General features: G+C 71.1%; 13 protein-coding genes. 7 read left to right on the forward strand and 6 right to left on the reverse strand.

Going from position 1 to position 14,137, the window contains the following annotated elements; translation table 11 throughout:
• Both ACIA5D_RS11550 and ACIA5D_RS11555 read right to left on the reverse strand, forming a co-directional pair.
• Complete coding sequence (locus ACIA5D_RS11550; RefSeq protein ID WP_396029793.1) at positions 1-2,433, reverse strand: ABC transporter permease; 2,433 nt, start codon at positions 2,431-2,433, stop codon at positions 1-3.
• Positions 2,430-3,158 carry an ABC transporter ATP-binding protein gene (locus tag ACIA5D_RS11555; RefSeq protein WP_396029794.1) on the reverse strand — a complete coding sequence of 243 codons (729 nt, stop codon included), beginning with the start codon at positions 3,156-3,158 and terminating at the stop codon, positions 2,430-2,432. Before ACIA5D_RS11555 ends, ACIA5D_RS11550 begins: the two co-directional genes overlap by 4 nt.
• A gap of 150 nt (positions 3,159-3,308) precedes the next feature.
• Between ACIA5D_RS11555 and ACIA5D_RS11560 the strand changes: the two genes are divergently transcribed.
• From ACIA5D_RS11560 to ACIA5D_RS11580, 5 genes are all read left to right on the forward strand, one after another.
• Positions 3,309-5,720, forward strand: coding sequence for a transglycosylase domain-containing protein (locus ACIA5D_RS11560; protein ID WP_396030347.1), 2,412 nt, complete (start codon positions 3,309-3,311; stop codon positions 5,718-5,720).
• Between the two features lie 110 nt (positions 5,721-5,830).
• Complete coding sequence (locus ACIA5D_RS11565) at positions 5,831-6,622, forward strand: Bax inhibitor-1/YccA family protein (protein ID WP_396029795.1); 792 nt, start codon at positions 5,831-5,833, stop codon at positions 6,620-6,622.
• Between the two features lie 80 nt (positions 6,623-6,702).
• Positions 6,703-6,993 carry a hypothetical protein gene (locus ACIA5D_RS11570; RefSeq protein WP_396029796.1) on the forward strand — a complete coding sequence of 97 codons (291 nt, stop codon included), beginning with the start codon at positions 6,703-6,705 and terminating at the stop codon, positions 6,991-6,993.
• 55 nt (positions 6,994-7,048) lie between these two features.
• The gene (locus ACIA5D_RS11575) at positions 7,049-7,726 is read left to right on the forward strand and encodes a hypothetical protein (protein ID WP_396029797.1); all 678 of its coding nucleotides are present in this window, start codon (positions 7,049-7,051) and stop codon (positions 7,724-7,726) included.
• Complete coding sequence (locus tag ACIA5D_RS11580; RefSeq protein ID WP_396029798.1) at positions 7,723-8,064, forward strand: winged helix-turn-helix domain-containing protein; 342 nt, start codon at positions 7,723-7,725, stop codon at positions 8,062-8,064. Before ACIA5D_RS11575 ends, ACIA5D_RS11580 begins: the two co-directional genes overlap by 4 nt.
• A gap of 61 nt (positions 8,065-8,125) precedes the next feature.
• On the opposite strand, the gene ACIA5D_RS11585 is transcribed toward ACIA5D_RS11580, so the two are convergent.
• The 3 genes from ACIA5D_RS11585 to ACIA5D_RS11595 all read right to left on the reverse strand — a co-directional run bounded on the left by ACIA5D_RS11585 (position 8,126) and on the right by ACIA5D_RS11595 (position 11,306).
• On the reverse strand, positions 8,126-9,370 hold the full coding sequence (locus ACIA5D_RS11585) for an acetyl-CoA C-acetyltransferase (protein WP_396029799.1): 1,245 nt from the start codon (positions 9,368-9,370) through the stop codon (positions 8,126-8,128).
• 67 nt (positions 9,371-9,437) lie between these two features.
• On the reverse strand, positions 9,438-10,226 hold the full coding sequence (locus tag ACIA5D_RS11590) for an SGNH/GDSL hydrolase family protein (protein WP_396029800.1): 789 nt from the start codon (positions 10,224-10,226) through the stop codon (positions 9,438-9,440).
• A gap of 27 nt (positions 10,227-10,253) precedes the next feature.
• Complete coding sequence (locus ACIA5D_RS11595) at positions 10,254-11,306, reverse strand: SGNH/GDSL hydrolase family protein (RefSeq protein ID WP_396029801.1); 1,053 nt, start codon at positions 11,304-11,306, stop codon at positions 10,254-10,256.
• Positions 11,307-11,410: 104 nt separating this feature from the next.
• Between ACIA5D_RS11595 and ACIA5D_RS11600 the strand changes: the two genes are divergently transcribed.
• Positions 11,411-11,755 (forward strand): YkvA family protein, encoded by a 345-nt coding sequence (locus ACIA5D_RS11600; protein ID WP_396030348.1) that lies wholly within the window; start codon positions 11,411-11,413, stop codon positions 11,753-11,755.
• Between the two features lie 3 nt (positions 11,756-11,758).
• Positions 11,759-13,123 (forward strand): cystathionine beta-synthase, encoded by a 1,365-nt coding sequence (locus tag ACIA5D_RS11605; RefSeq protein WP_396029802.1) that lies wholly within the window; start codon positions 11,759-11,761, stop codon positions 13,121-13,123.
• A gap of 24 nt (positions 13,124-13,147) precedes the next feature.
• On the opposite strand, the gene ACIA5D_RS11610 is transcribed toward ACIA5D_RS11605, so the two are convergent.
• A complete protein-coding gene (locus ACIA5D_RS11610; RefSeq protein WP_396029803.1) occupies positions 13,148-14,092 on the reverse strand; it encodes a S1C family serine protease in 945 nt (314 codons plus the stop codon).
• Between the last annotated feature and the right edge of the window lie 45 nt (positions 14,093-14,137).

The following is a 14,137-nucleotide window of genomic DNA, read 5'->3' on the forward strand; positions in this document are numbered from 1 at the left end:
CTAGACCGCGGAGACCGGCGTGCGGCGACGGACCAGCAGCCAGGTGGGCAGAACGCCGGCGATCAGGTCCAGCGCGGCGACCCCGCCTGCCATCGACGCGTACGTGGCTGGGTCGACGAGCCACCGCAGGGTGCCGTCCTGGGCCGCGCTGAACGCGCCGACCACCACCCCGGTCACGGCCGCCCCGAGCACCAGCCCGGCCAGCACGGTCACCAGCGCCTCGGCCCCGGCGAGCCGGCGCAGCTGTCCCGCCGTCGCGCCGGCCAGCCGCAGGTCGGCGTACTCGCGGCGGCGGCCCGCCGTGGCGATCGCCGACGTGTTGACCACGGCGATGGCGGTGAAGCCCAGCGAGATCACCACCAGCAGCTCCCATGCGCCCTGCTGCTCGGGAGCATCGCCGGCCGGGGCCGCGGGCACGTCGGGCAGCGGCGGGGCGGCGTCGCGGTATCGCACTCCGACCGCGCTGACCAGGCCCTTCGGGTCGTGCGCCGCGACCAGCGAGGCCGGGAGCACGAAGTCGCCGAAGCCGCGGTCCCGGCCGTACACCATGGTCAGCCGCAGCCAGACCGGCGTGGCGTCGGCGAGCCACAGCGGCACCACGTCGCCGACCTTCCAGCCGTATTGGCGGGCCAGACCCGAGCTGACGCCGAAGCCGTCGGCTGCGTAGGCCCCGGACCGGATGTCCAGGTCGATGGTGGTCTCGCCGGTGGCCAGGAGCCCCTGCGCGGGATAGTCCTCGGGCTTGCCGGCCTTGACCGCGATCACCCGGGTCGGAAGCAGCGCCGCGGTGCCGGTCACGCCCGGTGTCGTGGCGATCCGGCGCGCGGCGGCCAGCGAGATGCCGCCGGCGCGGACGGCGGTCGCCGGGGCGTTGCGCGCGGCCTGCTGCTGGTCGGCCAGCCGGGCCAGCAGTGTGCTGTTGAGCAGCATCGTCGCGTTGATCCCGAACATCAGCACGAGTGGCACGGCCACCGCGGCGACCCGGCGGAACTCGGCCCGGGCCAGCAGCCCGGCCAGCCCGAGCGGCCGCGCCAGCAGCGTGAGCGGCCGCACCAGCCACGGCCCGAGGGCGGCGACCGCGCAGAGCAGCAGGGCGGACGACACGAAGCTCATGCCCATCCCGAGCGGCCCGCCGAGCGGCACGAACGTCAGCACGGCGATCGCGCCGCCCGCGGTGACCAGCGCGACGAGCAGGCGGGGGAGCAGCGCGCCGGCCGGTGCGGCGGCGGTCTCGGCGAGCGCCTGCGTCGGTGCGATCCGCACAGATCGGCGCGCCGCGATCCGCGCGGCCACGAACGTGACCAGCACCCCGGCGAGCGCGGCCAGCAGCAGGACCGGCACGTTCACCCGCACCGCGAACTGGGCGGGGACGACGCCCAGGCGCTCGAAGCGGGCCGCGACGAGCCGGGCGAGCACGACGCCGAGCGGCAGGGCGGGCAGCGCGGCGACCGCGGCCAGCACGACGCTCTCCAGAGCGAGCAGGCGCCGCAGCTGCCTAGGCGTGGCGCCGGCGGTGCGCAGCAGGGCGAGCTCGCGCAGCCGCTGCCGCACGCCGAGGGTGACCGTGCCGGTGAGCACGAAGACCGCGGCGAACGCCGTGATGCCGATGACGAACCCGAAGATCGAGATCGGTCCGATGTAGTCCGGCAGCGCCCCCGGAAGGTCGGCGCGCACCTTGTCGTCGCCGGTGTAGACCGAGGCGTCGCCCAGGTCGGCCCGGGGCTTGCCGAACACTCCCAGCGCGGTCGGACCGGCCAGCCCGGACACCACGGCGACCTGGTCGTCGGCGAGGAACAGCGCGCCCTGCCCCGGCAGCCCGTCGCGTCCGGCCGGCGCCGCGATCCCGCTCACCCGCATCGCTCGCTCTCCGGTCCGACTGGTCACCCGCAGGGGGTCGCCCACCGCGACCTGACCGCGGGCGGCCAAGTCTGCGTCGATCACGACCTCACCCTGGGCCGGTGGTTGGCCTTGCTTCAACGCGTACGGCGTGAGCACCGCCGACGCCCAACCGTGACCGACCACCGGAGCGTCGTCGGCGCCGCGCAGCGGCCGGCCGCTCTCCTTCGTCACCTGGACCGCGAAGGCCGCATCGGCCACCACCCGGGTCACTCCGGGCAGCGCCGCGATCCGCGCGGCGAGGTCGGCCGGCAGCGTGCCCGCCCCGGTCAGCCGCTCGGCCTTCGTCTTCCGCTTGAGCTTGGTCTTGCCCTCCTTCTTGTGCTTGGCCGTCTCGGTCGTGACGCTGACCTCGCGGGCGCCCGAGACGACCAGCGTGGCCGCGGCGAACCGGTCGGCCGGCGGTTTCGCGGTGAGCACCGAGAAGAGCAGCAGGCCACCGCCGGCGAGCAGGGCGACGGCGAGCATCGCCGCGATCAGGGTTCCGGCGTACGCGCCGCGGTGCTTGCGCAGCGTGCCGAGAGCGAGCCGCATCATCGGGCGCTCACCGCCGTCATCCGGGCCGCGACCTTCTCCGCCGAGGGGCCGTCCAGTTCGGTCACCACGCGGCCGTCCGCCAGGAAGACGGCCCGATCGGCCCACCCGGCGGCCGCCGGATCGTGGGTCACCATCACGACCGTCGTGCCCAGGTCGTCGACCGCCTCGCGCAGCAGTCCGAGCACCTCGCGGCCGGTGGCCAGGTCGAGGGCGCCGGTCGGCTCGTCCGCGAAGATGACCTGCGGGCGCGCCGCGAGCGCCCGGGCCAGCGCCACCCGCTGCCGCTGACCGCCCGAAAGCTGGGCCGGTCGATCGTTCTCCCGTCCGGCCAGCCCCACCCGGCGCATCACCTCGCGTGCCCACGCCTTGTCGGCCCGCGTTCCGGCGAGGCGCTGGGGCAGCAGCACGTTGTGCCAGAGCGACAGCGAGTCGAGCAGGTTGTACGACTGGAAGACGAACCCGACCAGGCCGCGCCGGGTCTCGGTGAGCTTCGGCTCGCGCAGCCGCCCGATCTCGTGTCCGGCCAGCAGCACCCGCCCGCTGTCCGGCCGGTCGAGGCCGGCCGCGCAGTGCAGCAGCGTCGACTTGCCCGACCCGGACGGCCCCATCACCGCTGTGAACGTGCCCGCCTCGAATCCCACCGACACCCCGTCGAGGGCGCGCACACCGGCGCCACCGGGGTATGTCTTCGTCACGCCGACCAGGTCGACCACCGTGTTTGCCATGCCCTCGAGCCTTCGGCAAACCGCGTTCCGGAAACACACGGCGGGCCGCCGTCTGCGGGGTATGGCAGGCCCTACCCCACAACTTGACATCGTGCGCTGTTATTGACTCCGCTCACTCGATTCGCGGATGGTGGTGCGGTGACGTCCTGGATGCGCCGACATGATCACAACATATTCCTGAATGCGACGAATCTGCTGGTTTGCGGAGCGCTCGCAGGTGTTGTCGTGGCGGCCGGGGTTTTCCCGGCCGCCGCCATGTCCGGGTTGGCCGCCAAGGCCGGCGGCGAGACATTCGCCAACCTGCCGGGTGAGCTCAAGGCATTCAGCTCCCCGCAGATCAGCCGGATCTACGCGTCCGACAACAAGACGCAGATCTCGCAGTTCTACGACGAGTTCCGCAGCGACGTGCCGCTGAAGGACATCTCGCCGAACATGCGGAACGCGATGATCGCCGCCGAGGACCGCGAGTTCTACCACCACCGGGGCGTCGACCTGAAGGGCGTCGCGCGGGCCCTGGTCAACAACAACAACGGCAAGTCCAAGCAGGGCGCCTCCACCATCACCATGCAGTGGGTGCGTATGTCGCTGGCGTACTCGGCGACCAACCCGCAAGAGGTGGTCGACGCGACGACCGACACGCCGAAGCGCAAGGTCACCGAGATGAAGTACGCGCTCCAGGTCGAGAAGGAGCTCTCCAAGGATCAGATCCTGGAGCGGTACCTCAACATCGCGCCGTTCGGCGCCCAGGCGTACGGGGTGTTCGCGGCCAGCCAGGTCTACTTCAACAAGAAGCCCAAAGACCTCACGATCGGGCAGGCCGCGATGCTGGCCGGCGTGGTGAAGGCGCCGACGTTCTACAACCCGGCCACCCCCGAGGGCTACAAAGAGATCCTCCAGCGCCGCAACAACTACGTGATCCCCGGCATGGTCGAGATGGGCGCCATCACCCAGGCCCAGGCCGACAAGGCGATCAAGGAGCCGATCCCGAAGCAGATCAAGCCGGTGGCCAACGGCTGCGTCTCGGTGGCGAAGAACGTGTGGGGCTTCTTCTGCGACTACTTCTACCGGTGGTGGATGAGCCGCGAGGAGTTCGGGGCGACGCCGTACGACCGGGAGCGTCGCCTCAAGAGCGGCGGCTACCGCATCACCACCACGATGGACGTCAAGGCGCAGTCCGACGCCCGCAAGAACATCAACGACCTGATCTCGGACAAGAACAAGAACGCGATGCTGCTGGCCGCGGTCGAGCCCGGCGACGGCAAGGTGCGCCTGCTCGCCGCGAACCGTCGCTACAAGCTCGACAACAAGGCGCACCCGCAGAACTACATATCCTCCGATCCGAAGAAGGCGAAGAAGGGCGTTCGGGGCACCTATCCGAACACCACGAACCCGCTGCTCTCGGGCGGCGGCGACATCACCGGGTACCAAGCCGGCTCGACGATGAAGATGTTCACGTTGGTGGCCGCCCTGGAAAAGGGCTATCCGCTGGCGTACACGATCAAAGCCGAAAAACAATATAAATCGGGCTATATCATTAGTAGCAGCAACGATTCCGCCTGTAAGGGCACGCACTTCTGGTGCCCGCAGAACTCCGGTGGCGGCGGCGAGGGCGTCTACAACATGTGGACCGGCTTCGGTAAGTCGATCAACACGTTCTTCGTCCCGCTCGAGGAGCGCGTCGGCGCCGAGAACGTGGTCAACGTGGCCAAGCGCTTCGGCATCCAGTTCCGCGCCGCCAGCGACGCCGTGCTGGCTCAGCCGGGCAACTCGCACCAGTGGGGCGCCTTCACGCTCGGCGTCTCGGCCACGACGCCGCTGGACATGGCGAACGCGTACGCCACGCTGGCCGGCGACGGCATGTACTGCGAGCCCACCCCGATCGAGCAGATCATCACGAAGGCCGGCGAGAAGCTCGACGTCGGCAAGTCCCACTGCACCCGCGCCACCAGCAAAGATGTCGCCCGCGCCGCGCTCGACGCGACCCGTTGCCCGGTCGGCGACTCGTCGCAACTGGGCCAGTGCAACGGCGCCACTGCCCGGGCCACCCGCGGCGTCGTCGGCCACCCCGTCTTCGGCAAGACCGGCACCACCGACCGCGACAAGACGGCCGCCCTCATCGCCGGCACCACGTCGCTGGTCGTCGCGGGTTACATGGTCAACCCCGACTACCAGAACCACCCGGACCGGATGTCGCACCAGATCTCGAATCCCGCCGTGTGGAACACCCTGGCCGATTACATGAAGGGCAAACCCAAGGTCCAGTTCAAGAAACCCCAGAGCTCCAAGATTGCGTACGGCGATCAGCGCCGCATTCCCGACGTGGAGTGCGACTCGATCTCGAGCGCCCGCAGCCGCCTCGCGAGCGCCGGCTTCTCGGTCTCGGTGGGCCAGGACGTCGACTCGAAGTGCCCGGCGGGCACGGCGGCCGGCACCAACCCCAGCGGACGCACGATCAAGGGCGGCGTGGTCGTGATCGAGGTGAGCAACGGCAAGGGTGCGACCCCGCCTCCCGGAATTCCCGGCTTCCCGGGTACTCCGACCAGGCCACCAGGGCGTAGATGAACATCTTCCCAGCCTGCTCACAGCTTTAGGCACAGGCATCCGGTACGGCCAACCCGTACCCTGGAAAAGCAGCACATGACAAGTGCTCAACCTCAGGGAGGCTGGACACAGTGAAATCTTCGAACCCGGTACTTTCGCGGCTCGGCCAGGCCGCCGAGCAGCAGCGGACCGCCGGGTACGGAAACGGTGAGCCGTACCCGACCACCCCGGGGCACACCGCCCCGCCGGTGGCGCGGGCCATGTCGATCGACGACGTGGTCGTCAAGACGGTGGTCCTGCTCGGCATCACCGCCATCTCGGCGATCGCCGCGTGGAACCTCATTCCCGACTCGCTCACCGGCCCCGTCTGGATCGGCGCCGCGATCGTCGGCCTGGTCCTCGGTCTCGTCATCTCGTTCTCGCGCATGGCCAACCCGACCCTGGTCGTGGCCTACGCGATCATCGAGGGCGTCTTCGTCGGCATGGTCAGCAAGACGTTCGAGTCGTTCTACAACGGCATCGTCCTGCAGGCGGTGGTCGCGACCTTCGGCGTCTTCGGGCTGATGGCGGTGCTCTACACCAACCGCGTGATCCGCTCGTCGCCGCGCTTCCGCAAGATCATGATCGGCGCCATCGGCGGCCTCTTCATGGTCATGCTGATCAACTTCGTGCTCTCGCTGTTCGGCGTGCACACCGGCCTCCGTGACGGCGGGGTGATCGGCATCGGCTTCAGCCTGGTCTGCATCGTGGTCGCGGCGCTGAGCTTCGTGCTCGACTTCGACCAGATCGAGCAGGGCGTCCGCATGGGCCTGCCGCAGCGGTACTCGTGGACCTGCGCGTTCGGCATCCTGGTCGGCCTGATCTGGCTGTACCTCGAGATCCTCCAGCTGCTCAGCTACCTCCAGGGCGGCAGCAGAGACTGACCAAGTCCTTCACAGCGCGGCGCCCGGATCGTCCTCCCACGGTCCGGGCGCCGTCGCGTTTCCCGACTACGCTCGCTCCCGTGACCGACTTCGCCGCCGCGATCGACCGCCTGCTCAACCAGGTGCGTCACTGGGAGCAGCCCCGCTGGCGCGAGGGCCGGGCCGACCGGACGTACGAGTTGGTCCAGCGCCTCGCCGACCTGGCCGCCGACGCCGAGGGCCGCCCCCGCCGGCCCGTCCCGCGCGAGCACGACATGATCCTGCCCGACCAGCTCCGCGTGATGGCCGACGACCTGCTGGCCACCGATCCGTCGCCGCTGGTCATGGTCGAGGCCGCGGAGGCGGTCAACACGCTCCGCGCTTCCTTCTGATGCTCGTCCCAATCTGACCCTTGCGCAAAATGGTTGGCGATGGAAACCTGTCGGCATGACCACTGATTCGGTACCCGCCGGCGGCGATCCCCGCCGGCTGCTGTCCGACGCGCGCACGCTCGCCCAGCGGGTGCGCCGTGACCAGCGGGTGACCTGGGTCGCGCTGCTGGTGCTCGCCGGCGTGACGTTCGTGGGTATCCCCATCGACTGGGCCGGGATGGAAGTGCACTGCCCGGCCGACGGTTCCCCGTGCGAGTTCGCGCGCACGGGCGTGCTGATCTACTGGCCGCCTGCGCTGCTGCTGGCGTACGCGGCGGTCGCCTTCTGCTACGCACGGGTCGCCCGGTCGCGGGGGGTGGGCGCCCGAGTCCTGCCGTACGCGATCACCGGCATCGCGCTGACCGTGCTGTTCACCGCCGCCTGGGTGGCGGCGCGCCTGTACTTCCCCGACCATCCGCACCGGTTCCCGGAATGGGTGCTGGTCTTCGACCGCCTGATCACGCCCTGGGGCACGATCGGCGTCGCGCTGCTGGTCCTGGCCCGGCTGGAGCGCAACGTGGCCCTGCTGGTGTTCACCCTCGGCTACCTGGCCGTGGTCCTGGTGCCCGTCGACTTCGGCTGGGGCATGCACGCGAGCGTCCGGACGGAGTGGGTGCCGCAGCAGGTCATCAACGGCACGGTCCTGCTGCTCGGCGGCATCGGCTTCGCCCTGGCCCGCAGGCGTCCGCGGTGACTCCCGAGATCGACACACCGGACCCGTACGCCCACCCCGTCACCGGCCTGGACGACGTCGTGCACCAGCGGGTCCGCCTGGGCATCCTCACCATCGCCCACGAGGCCCGCCGGGTCGAGTTCGGCTACCTGCGCACCCAGCTCGACCTGACCGCCGGCAACCTCTCCAAGCACATGACCGTGCTGGAATCGGCCGGCCTGGTCGAGGTCGAGAAGGGCTATGAGGGCCGCCGCGGCCGCACCTGGATCACCCTCACCCCGGCCGGCAGCGCCGCCCTCGCCGAGGAGATCGGGCGACTGAAGTCGCTCATCGCCCGGGTCGAGACCACCGGCATATGAAAACCGCCGAGCCCGGCCGCTCGTGGCAGGCCGGGCCCGGCGGAAACCCGGGAGGGTGCGCTCAGCTCAAGCGCTCGACCACCAGAGCCATGCCCTGGCCGCCGCCCACGCACATCGTCTCGAGGCCGATCGTCTTGTCGTGCCAGTCGAGCGAGTTGAGCAGGGTGCCGGTGATGCGGGCGCCGGTCATGCCGAAGGGGTGGCCGACCGCGATCGCGCCGCCGTTGACGTTCAGCTTCTCGATCGGGATGCCCAAGTCTTGGTACGACGGGATCACCTGGGCCGCGAACGCCTCGTTGATCTCGACCAGGTCGACGTCGTCGATGGTCATGCCGGCCCGCTTGAGCGCCTGCTTCGATGCCTCGACCGGGCCGAGGCCCATGATCTCGGGGGAGAGGGCGGTCACACCAGTGGAGAGGATCCGGGCCAGCGGTGTGATACCCAGCTCGCGTGCCTTGGTGTCGCTCATGATGACCACCGCGGCGGCGCCGTCGTTGAGCGGGCAGCAGTTGCCGGCGGTGACCCGGCCGTCGGGGCGGAACACCGGCTTGAGGCCGGCCACACCCTCGACGGTCACGCCGGGGCGGGGGCCGTCGTCCTTCGAGACGACCGTGCCGTCGGGCAGCGTCACGGGGGTGATCTCCCGCTCCCAGAAGCCGTCGGCGATCGCCTTCTCGGCGAGGTTCTGGCTGCGTACGCCGAACTCGTCCATCTCCTCGCGGGTGATGCCCTTGAGCTGGGCGAGGTTTTCCGCCGTCTGCCCCATGGCGAGGTAGACGTCGGGCACTTCGCCGTCCAGGCGCGGGTCATGCCACTCGCGGCCACCGGCGGCGAACGACTTCGACCGGGCCTGCGCGCCGGCGAAGAAGGGGTTTGCCCAACTGCCGCCGACCAGCGCCTGCGCTTCGGACGGCAGGCCGTCGGAGCTGCCCCGGGCGAAGCGGGAGACCGTCTCGACGCCGGCCGAGACGAAGATGTCGCCCTCGCCCGCCCGGATCGCGTGGAACGCCATCCGGGTGGTCTGGAGCGACGAGGAGCAGTAGCGCGTGATCGTGGCGCCGGGCAGGCCGTCGAGGCCGAGCTTGGTGGCGACCACGCGGGCCATGTTGAAGCCCTGCTCGCCACCGGGCAGGCCACAGCCGAGGTAGAGATCCTCGATGAGGGCGCGGTCGAGCTGGGGCACCTTGTTCAGCGCGGCGTCGACGATCGTGGCGGTGAGGTCGTCGGGACGCAGATCTTTCAGCGATCCCTTGACGGCCCGGCCGATCGGGGAGCGCGCGGTGGCGACGATGACAGCTTCCGGCATGTGCCCACGTTAACCGGTGAGTAACAACCTCTGCGAGTGCAACTTTGTCACAGGGGGCCAGGTTTTCTCAGAGCCGGGTCAATGCGGCTTTTGCCACCGCCGGGTACAGAGCGTGCGCCCACACCCGGTATCCATCCGCGGAAGGGTGGAAGCCGTCGTAGCAGAACGTGCCCGCGTCGGCCCGGAACACGGCGCCGGTCTCCTCGCCGAGGTCGACCACCGCGCCGCCGACCGCCTGCACCGCCTTGGCCTGTGCCTTCGCCATCCGGCGGCCCAGCAGGCCGGCCACCTGCCGCAGCGGCGGCGCGATCGCCCGCAGCGCGCCCAGGTCGGGGCAGGTTCCCACGACCACGCGCACGCCGGCTTCGCGCAGCCGGCGCACGGCCTGGCCGAGCAGCTCGGCCGCCTCGTCGGGGCTGCGCAGGCTGGTCGCATCGTGCGCGCCGATCAGCACCACGGCCACGTCGGGCCGCTCGCCCAGCAGCGCCCGAGCCACCTGGGTGGCCAGGTCGGCCGCCCGCGAGCCGGCCACGCCCACGCTGGAGAGCAGCACGTGCCGCTCGCCGGTGTCGGCCGTGCCCTCGGCGAGCAGCCGGGCCAGCTGGCCGCCGACCGTCTCGGAGAGCCACTCGACGCCCACGCCGATCGCGGCCGAGTCGCCGAGCAGCACCAGGCGCAGTGTCGGCGCCGAGATCTTGCCCATCGACGTGCGCAGGGCCAGGCCCATCGTCGGCTTCGCGTAGCGCCGGGCCTTGGCGGCGAGCACCTCGCCGGCGAGCAGGGCCATGCCGCCCACCGCCCCGGCGAGCAGACCAGTGGCCGCTGCCTTGCCGATCCGTGCGTTCAGCCCCGCCATGTCTCGCCTCCTCGCATAGCCCCCAGATCAATGATCCGCTGGGGTCCACCCTACGGCCCCGGATCCGGGGGAGCCCGGGTTCTCCGCGCCGCTCGCCACCGGTGCCTTGTGCCCGAACCAGCTACGCGGCTCGCCGAACCACGGGTGCCGGCGCAGCAGCACCCGCCGGCCGCCGGCCTTGCCCGGGCTCACCTCGGTGCCGGCCGCGCGGACCGCTTCTTGCGCCGCGACCTCCAGGTTGCTCACCCCGACGGTGGCGGCCGGGCGCTCGTCCTCGCCGAGCGAGGCCAGCAGGGTCGGCAGCACCACGGCCGCGGCCCGGGCGTAGCCCTCGGCCGACGGGTGGAAGTGGTCGGAGCTGTACATACGCGCCGGATCGGCCTCGAACATCGGGCCCAGCAGGTTGCCCAGCGACACCGTGCGGCCGCCCGCCTCGACCACGGCGACCGTCTGCGCGGCGGCCAGGTCGCGGCTCCACCTGCGGGCGAGCCAGCGCAACGGCGGCTTGATCGGCTGGATCGCGCCGATGTCGGGGCACGTGCCGACCACGACCTTGCAGCCGGACGCGCGCAGCCGGCGCACCGCGTCGCCGAGGTAGCGCACCGCCTGGTCGCGGGCCGAGATGTGGGTGACGTCGTTGCCGCCGACGAGGATCACCGCGACGTCCGGCTCGTACTCGAGGGCGGCGTCCACCTGGTACGGCAGGCCGGACGACATCGCGCCGACCACGGCCACCCGGTACAGCCGCACCGGGCGCCGCAGGCGGCGGGACACGCCGGTGGCCAGCAGCGCGCCGGGTGTCTCGCGGGGACGGTGCACGCCGTACCCGGCGGCCGAGGAGTCGCCGAGGATCACCATGGTGATCGGCTTGCCGCCGAACTTCGCGCCGTACAGGCCGTCGCCGCGCGGCGGGGGCGCCTCGGCCAGCGGGATGATCCGGCGTGCGTCGGCCGCCTGCCGCAGCAGCAGCCCGGCCGACCCGGCGGTCACGACCGCGACCGCGCCGGTCAGCCCGCCGAGAACCTGGCCGGCGACCTTGATCCGGCGCCAGTCCTGCGCGGTGATCGCGATGCCGCTCACGGGTTCCCCTTTCCAGATCTGGCTTGGATTCGAGGCTAACTCGTCCCGGCGAGAGGCAATCATGGCGCGCTCAAGTCATGCTGGAGTGGCGGAGAGGGGAAATGATGGCGAAAACGCTGAGACGTACGGCGGCGTTCACCGCGCTGGCCAAGCAACTGATGTCCGGAGCGCGCGGCGGCCCATCGCTGAGCAAGCGGGTGGCGGCCCTGCCCCGCATGCTGAAGGCGACCGCGAAGGGGCAGTACGACGGGGGTGTCCGGGTGGCCGTGATGGCGGCCGCCGCGGCGTACGTGATCTCCCCGATCGACCTCATCCCGGAAGCGTTCCTGCTGGTCGTCGGCCTCGCCGACGACGCCGTGATGATCACCTGGCTGGCCGGCGCCGTGCTGGCCGAAACCGAGCGCTTCCTGGAGTGGGAGAAGCTGCGGGACCGCTCCGTCGTAGTCTGAAGCGTGCGTTACTACGACAACGTCGTCGAGATAATCGGTGACACACCCTTGGTCAAGCTGAACAGCGTCACCGAGGGCATCGAAGCCACGGTGCTGGCAAAGGTCGAGTACTTCAATCCGGGCGGTTCGGTCAAGGACCGGATCGCCGTGCGGATGGTGCTCGACGCCGAGAAGGCCGGGCTGCTCCGGCCGGGCGGCACCATTGTCGAGCCGACCAGCGGAAACACCGGTGTCGGCTTGGCCCTCGTCGCGCAACGGCGCGGCTACAAGTGCATCTTCGTCTGCCCCGACAAGGTCAGCGAGGACAAGCAGAATGTCCTGCGGGCGTACGGCGCCGAGGTCGTCGTATGTCCGACAGCGGTCGCCCCCGAGGACCCGCGCTCCTACTACAACGTCTCCGACCGGCTGGCCCGCGAGGTCCCCGGCGCGTGGAAGCCCGACCAGTACAGCAACCCGGCCAACCCGCGCTCGCACTACGAGGAGACCGGGCCCGAGCTGTGGAAGCAGACCGACGGCCGGATCACCCACTTCGTGGCCGGCGTCGGCACCGGCGGCACGATCACCGGCGTCGGGAAATATCTCAAAGAGCAGGGCGCGGCCGTACGCGTGATCGGCGCCGACCCGGAGGGCTCCGTCTACTCCGGCGGCAGCGGCCGGCCGTACCTGGTGGAGGGCGTCGGCGAGGACTTCTGGCCGGCCACCTACGACCGGGACATCTGCGACGAGGTCATCGAGGTCTCCGACTCCGACTCGTTCGAGATGACCCGCCGCCTGGCCCGCGAGGAGGGCCTGCTGGTCGGCGGCTCGTGCGGGATGGCCGTGGTGGCCGCGCTCGAGGTGGCTCGCAAGGCCGGCCCCGACGACGTCGTGGTCGTGCTGCTGCCCGACGGCGGCCGCGGCTACCTGTCGAAGATCTTCAACGATGACTGGATGGCCCGCTACGGCTTCCTGCGGACCGGCGCCGGCGACGCGCCGACCGTGGCCGACGCCCTGGCGGGCAAGGACGGCCGGATGCCGCCGCTGATCCACGTGCACCCGACCGAGACCGTGCGCGACGCGATCGACTACATGCGCGAGTACGGCGTGAGCCAGCTCGCGGTGCTCAAGGCCGAGCCGCCGGTCGTGACCGGCGAGGTGGCCGGCTCGATAGCGGAGAAGGCGCTCCTCGACGCGCTCTTCACCGGCCAGGCCCACCTGTACGACACGATAGAGCGCCACATGGGCGACCCCCTGCCGTTGATCGGCGGCGGCCAGCCCGTGGGCGAGGCAGTGGCCCTGCTCGAGAAGGCCGACGCCGCGATGGTCCTCATCGACGGCAAGCCGGCCGGCGTCCTCACCAGGCAGGACCTTCTGGCCCACCTCGCCTGAGCCGCCTTTGGTGCCGGGCAGGGGTCAGCTGAGCTCCGCCGGGACGGCGACCACGTCGACGAGGGCGTTCTTGCGGAGCAAGGTGATCGGCAGGTTCTGGCCGATCGCCGGGCCGAGCATCAGCCGCTGCAGGGCCTGGACGGTCTGCAGCGGCTGGCCGCCCGCCGAGATGAGGACGTCGCCCAGGTAGACCCCGGCTGTGCCGGCCGGGCTGCCCGGGACGACCTCTACCACCCGCAGCCCGAGCTTCTGACCCATGCGCTCGGCCAGGGCCGGGGGCAGTGGGGTCGGCATTCCGGCCACGCCCAGCCACGCCCGGCGGACCCGGCCCGTGGCGACGAGCTCGCCGATGATGGTGCGGGTGGTGACGTTGATCGGCACCGCCAGGCCGAGGCCGTAGCCGGCGACCGCCGTGTTGATGCCGACGACCGTGCCGGTGGAGTCGGCCAGCGCCCCGCCCGAGTTGCCGGGGTTGAGCGCCGCGTCGGTCTGGATGACGCTGTCGATGATGCGGATCCGCCGGCCGTCGCGGGCGGGCAGCGAACGGCCCAGTCCGGAGACCACGCCGGCGGTGACCGAGCCGGCCAGGCCCATCGGGTTGCCGACCGCCACGACCAGCTGGCCGATCTTGAGCGCGTCGGCGTCGCCGAGCGGGGCAGCGGGGGCGCCCGAGTTCTGGACGCGGACCACGGCGAGGTCGGAGAGCGCGTCGGCGCCGACCACGTCGAACTTGCTTTCCGTGCCGTCGGCGAACGCGGCCGTGCCGCTGGTGGCGCCGGCGACGACGTGGGCGTTGGTGAGGAGGAAGCCGTCGTCGGTGAAGGTGACCGCCGAACCGGCGCCCTCCCCGCGGCTGGTGCGAACCGAGAGCGCCGCAACCGAGGGGAGCAGGCTGGAGGCGACACCGGTCACGATGCGGCTGTAGGCGTCGAGCGCCTCAGATTCGACACCCGTGTGTTCGGTATCCATGACCGCCTCAACAACGGCCGGCGCGGGTCCATGCCGCGTCCCCGT

It is taken from the genome of Actinoplanes sp. NPDC051513, assembly GCF_044454685.1.
In the GTDB taxonomy this organism is placed as follows: Bacteria; Actinomycetota; Actinomycetes; order Mycobacteriales; family Micromonosporaceae; genus Actinoplanes.

Excerpts from the sequence above, each read along its gene's own strand:
- ACIA5D_RS11560 (WP_396030347.1), top strand. The coding sequence starts at position 3,309 with ATGCGCCGACATGATCACAACATATTCCTGAATGCGACGAATCTGCTG.
- ACIA5D_RS11590 (WP_396029800.1), bottom strand. The coding sequence starts at position 10,226 with ATGGCGGGGCTGAACGCACGGATCGGCAAGGCAGCGGCCACTGGTCTG.
- ACIA5D_RS11610 (WP_396029803.1), bottom strand. The coding sequence starts at position 14,092 with ATGGATACCGAACACACGGGTGTCGAATCTGAGGCGCTCGACGCCTAC.
- ACIA5D_RS11600 (WP_396030348.1), top strand. The coding sequence starts at position 11,411 with ATGGCGAAAACGCTGAGACGTACGGCGGCGTTCACCGCGCTGGCCAAG.
- ACIA5D_RS11575 (WP_396029797.1), top strand. The coding sequence starts at position 7,049 with ATGACCACTGATTCGGTACCCGCCGGCGGCGATCCCCGCCGGCTGCTG.
- ACIA5D_RS11585 (WP_396029799.1), bottom strand. The coding sequence starts at position 9,370 with ATGCCGGAAGCTGTCATCGTCGCCACCGCGCGCTCCCCGATCGGCCGG.
- ACIA5D_RS11555 (WP_396029794.1), bottom strand. The coding sequence starts at position 3,158 with ATGGCAAACACGGTGGTCGACCTGGTCGGCGTGACGAAGACATACCCC.
- ACIA5D_RS11550 (WP_396029793.1), bottom strand. The coding sequence starts at position 2,433 with ATGATGCGGCTCGCTCTCGGCACGCTGCGCAAGCACCGCGGCGCGTAC.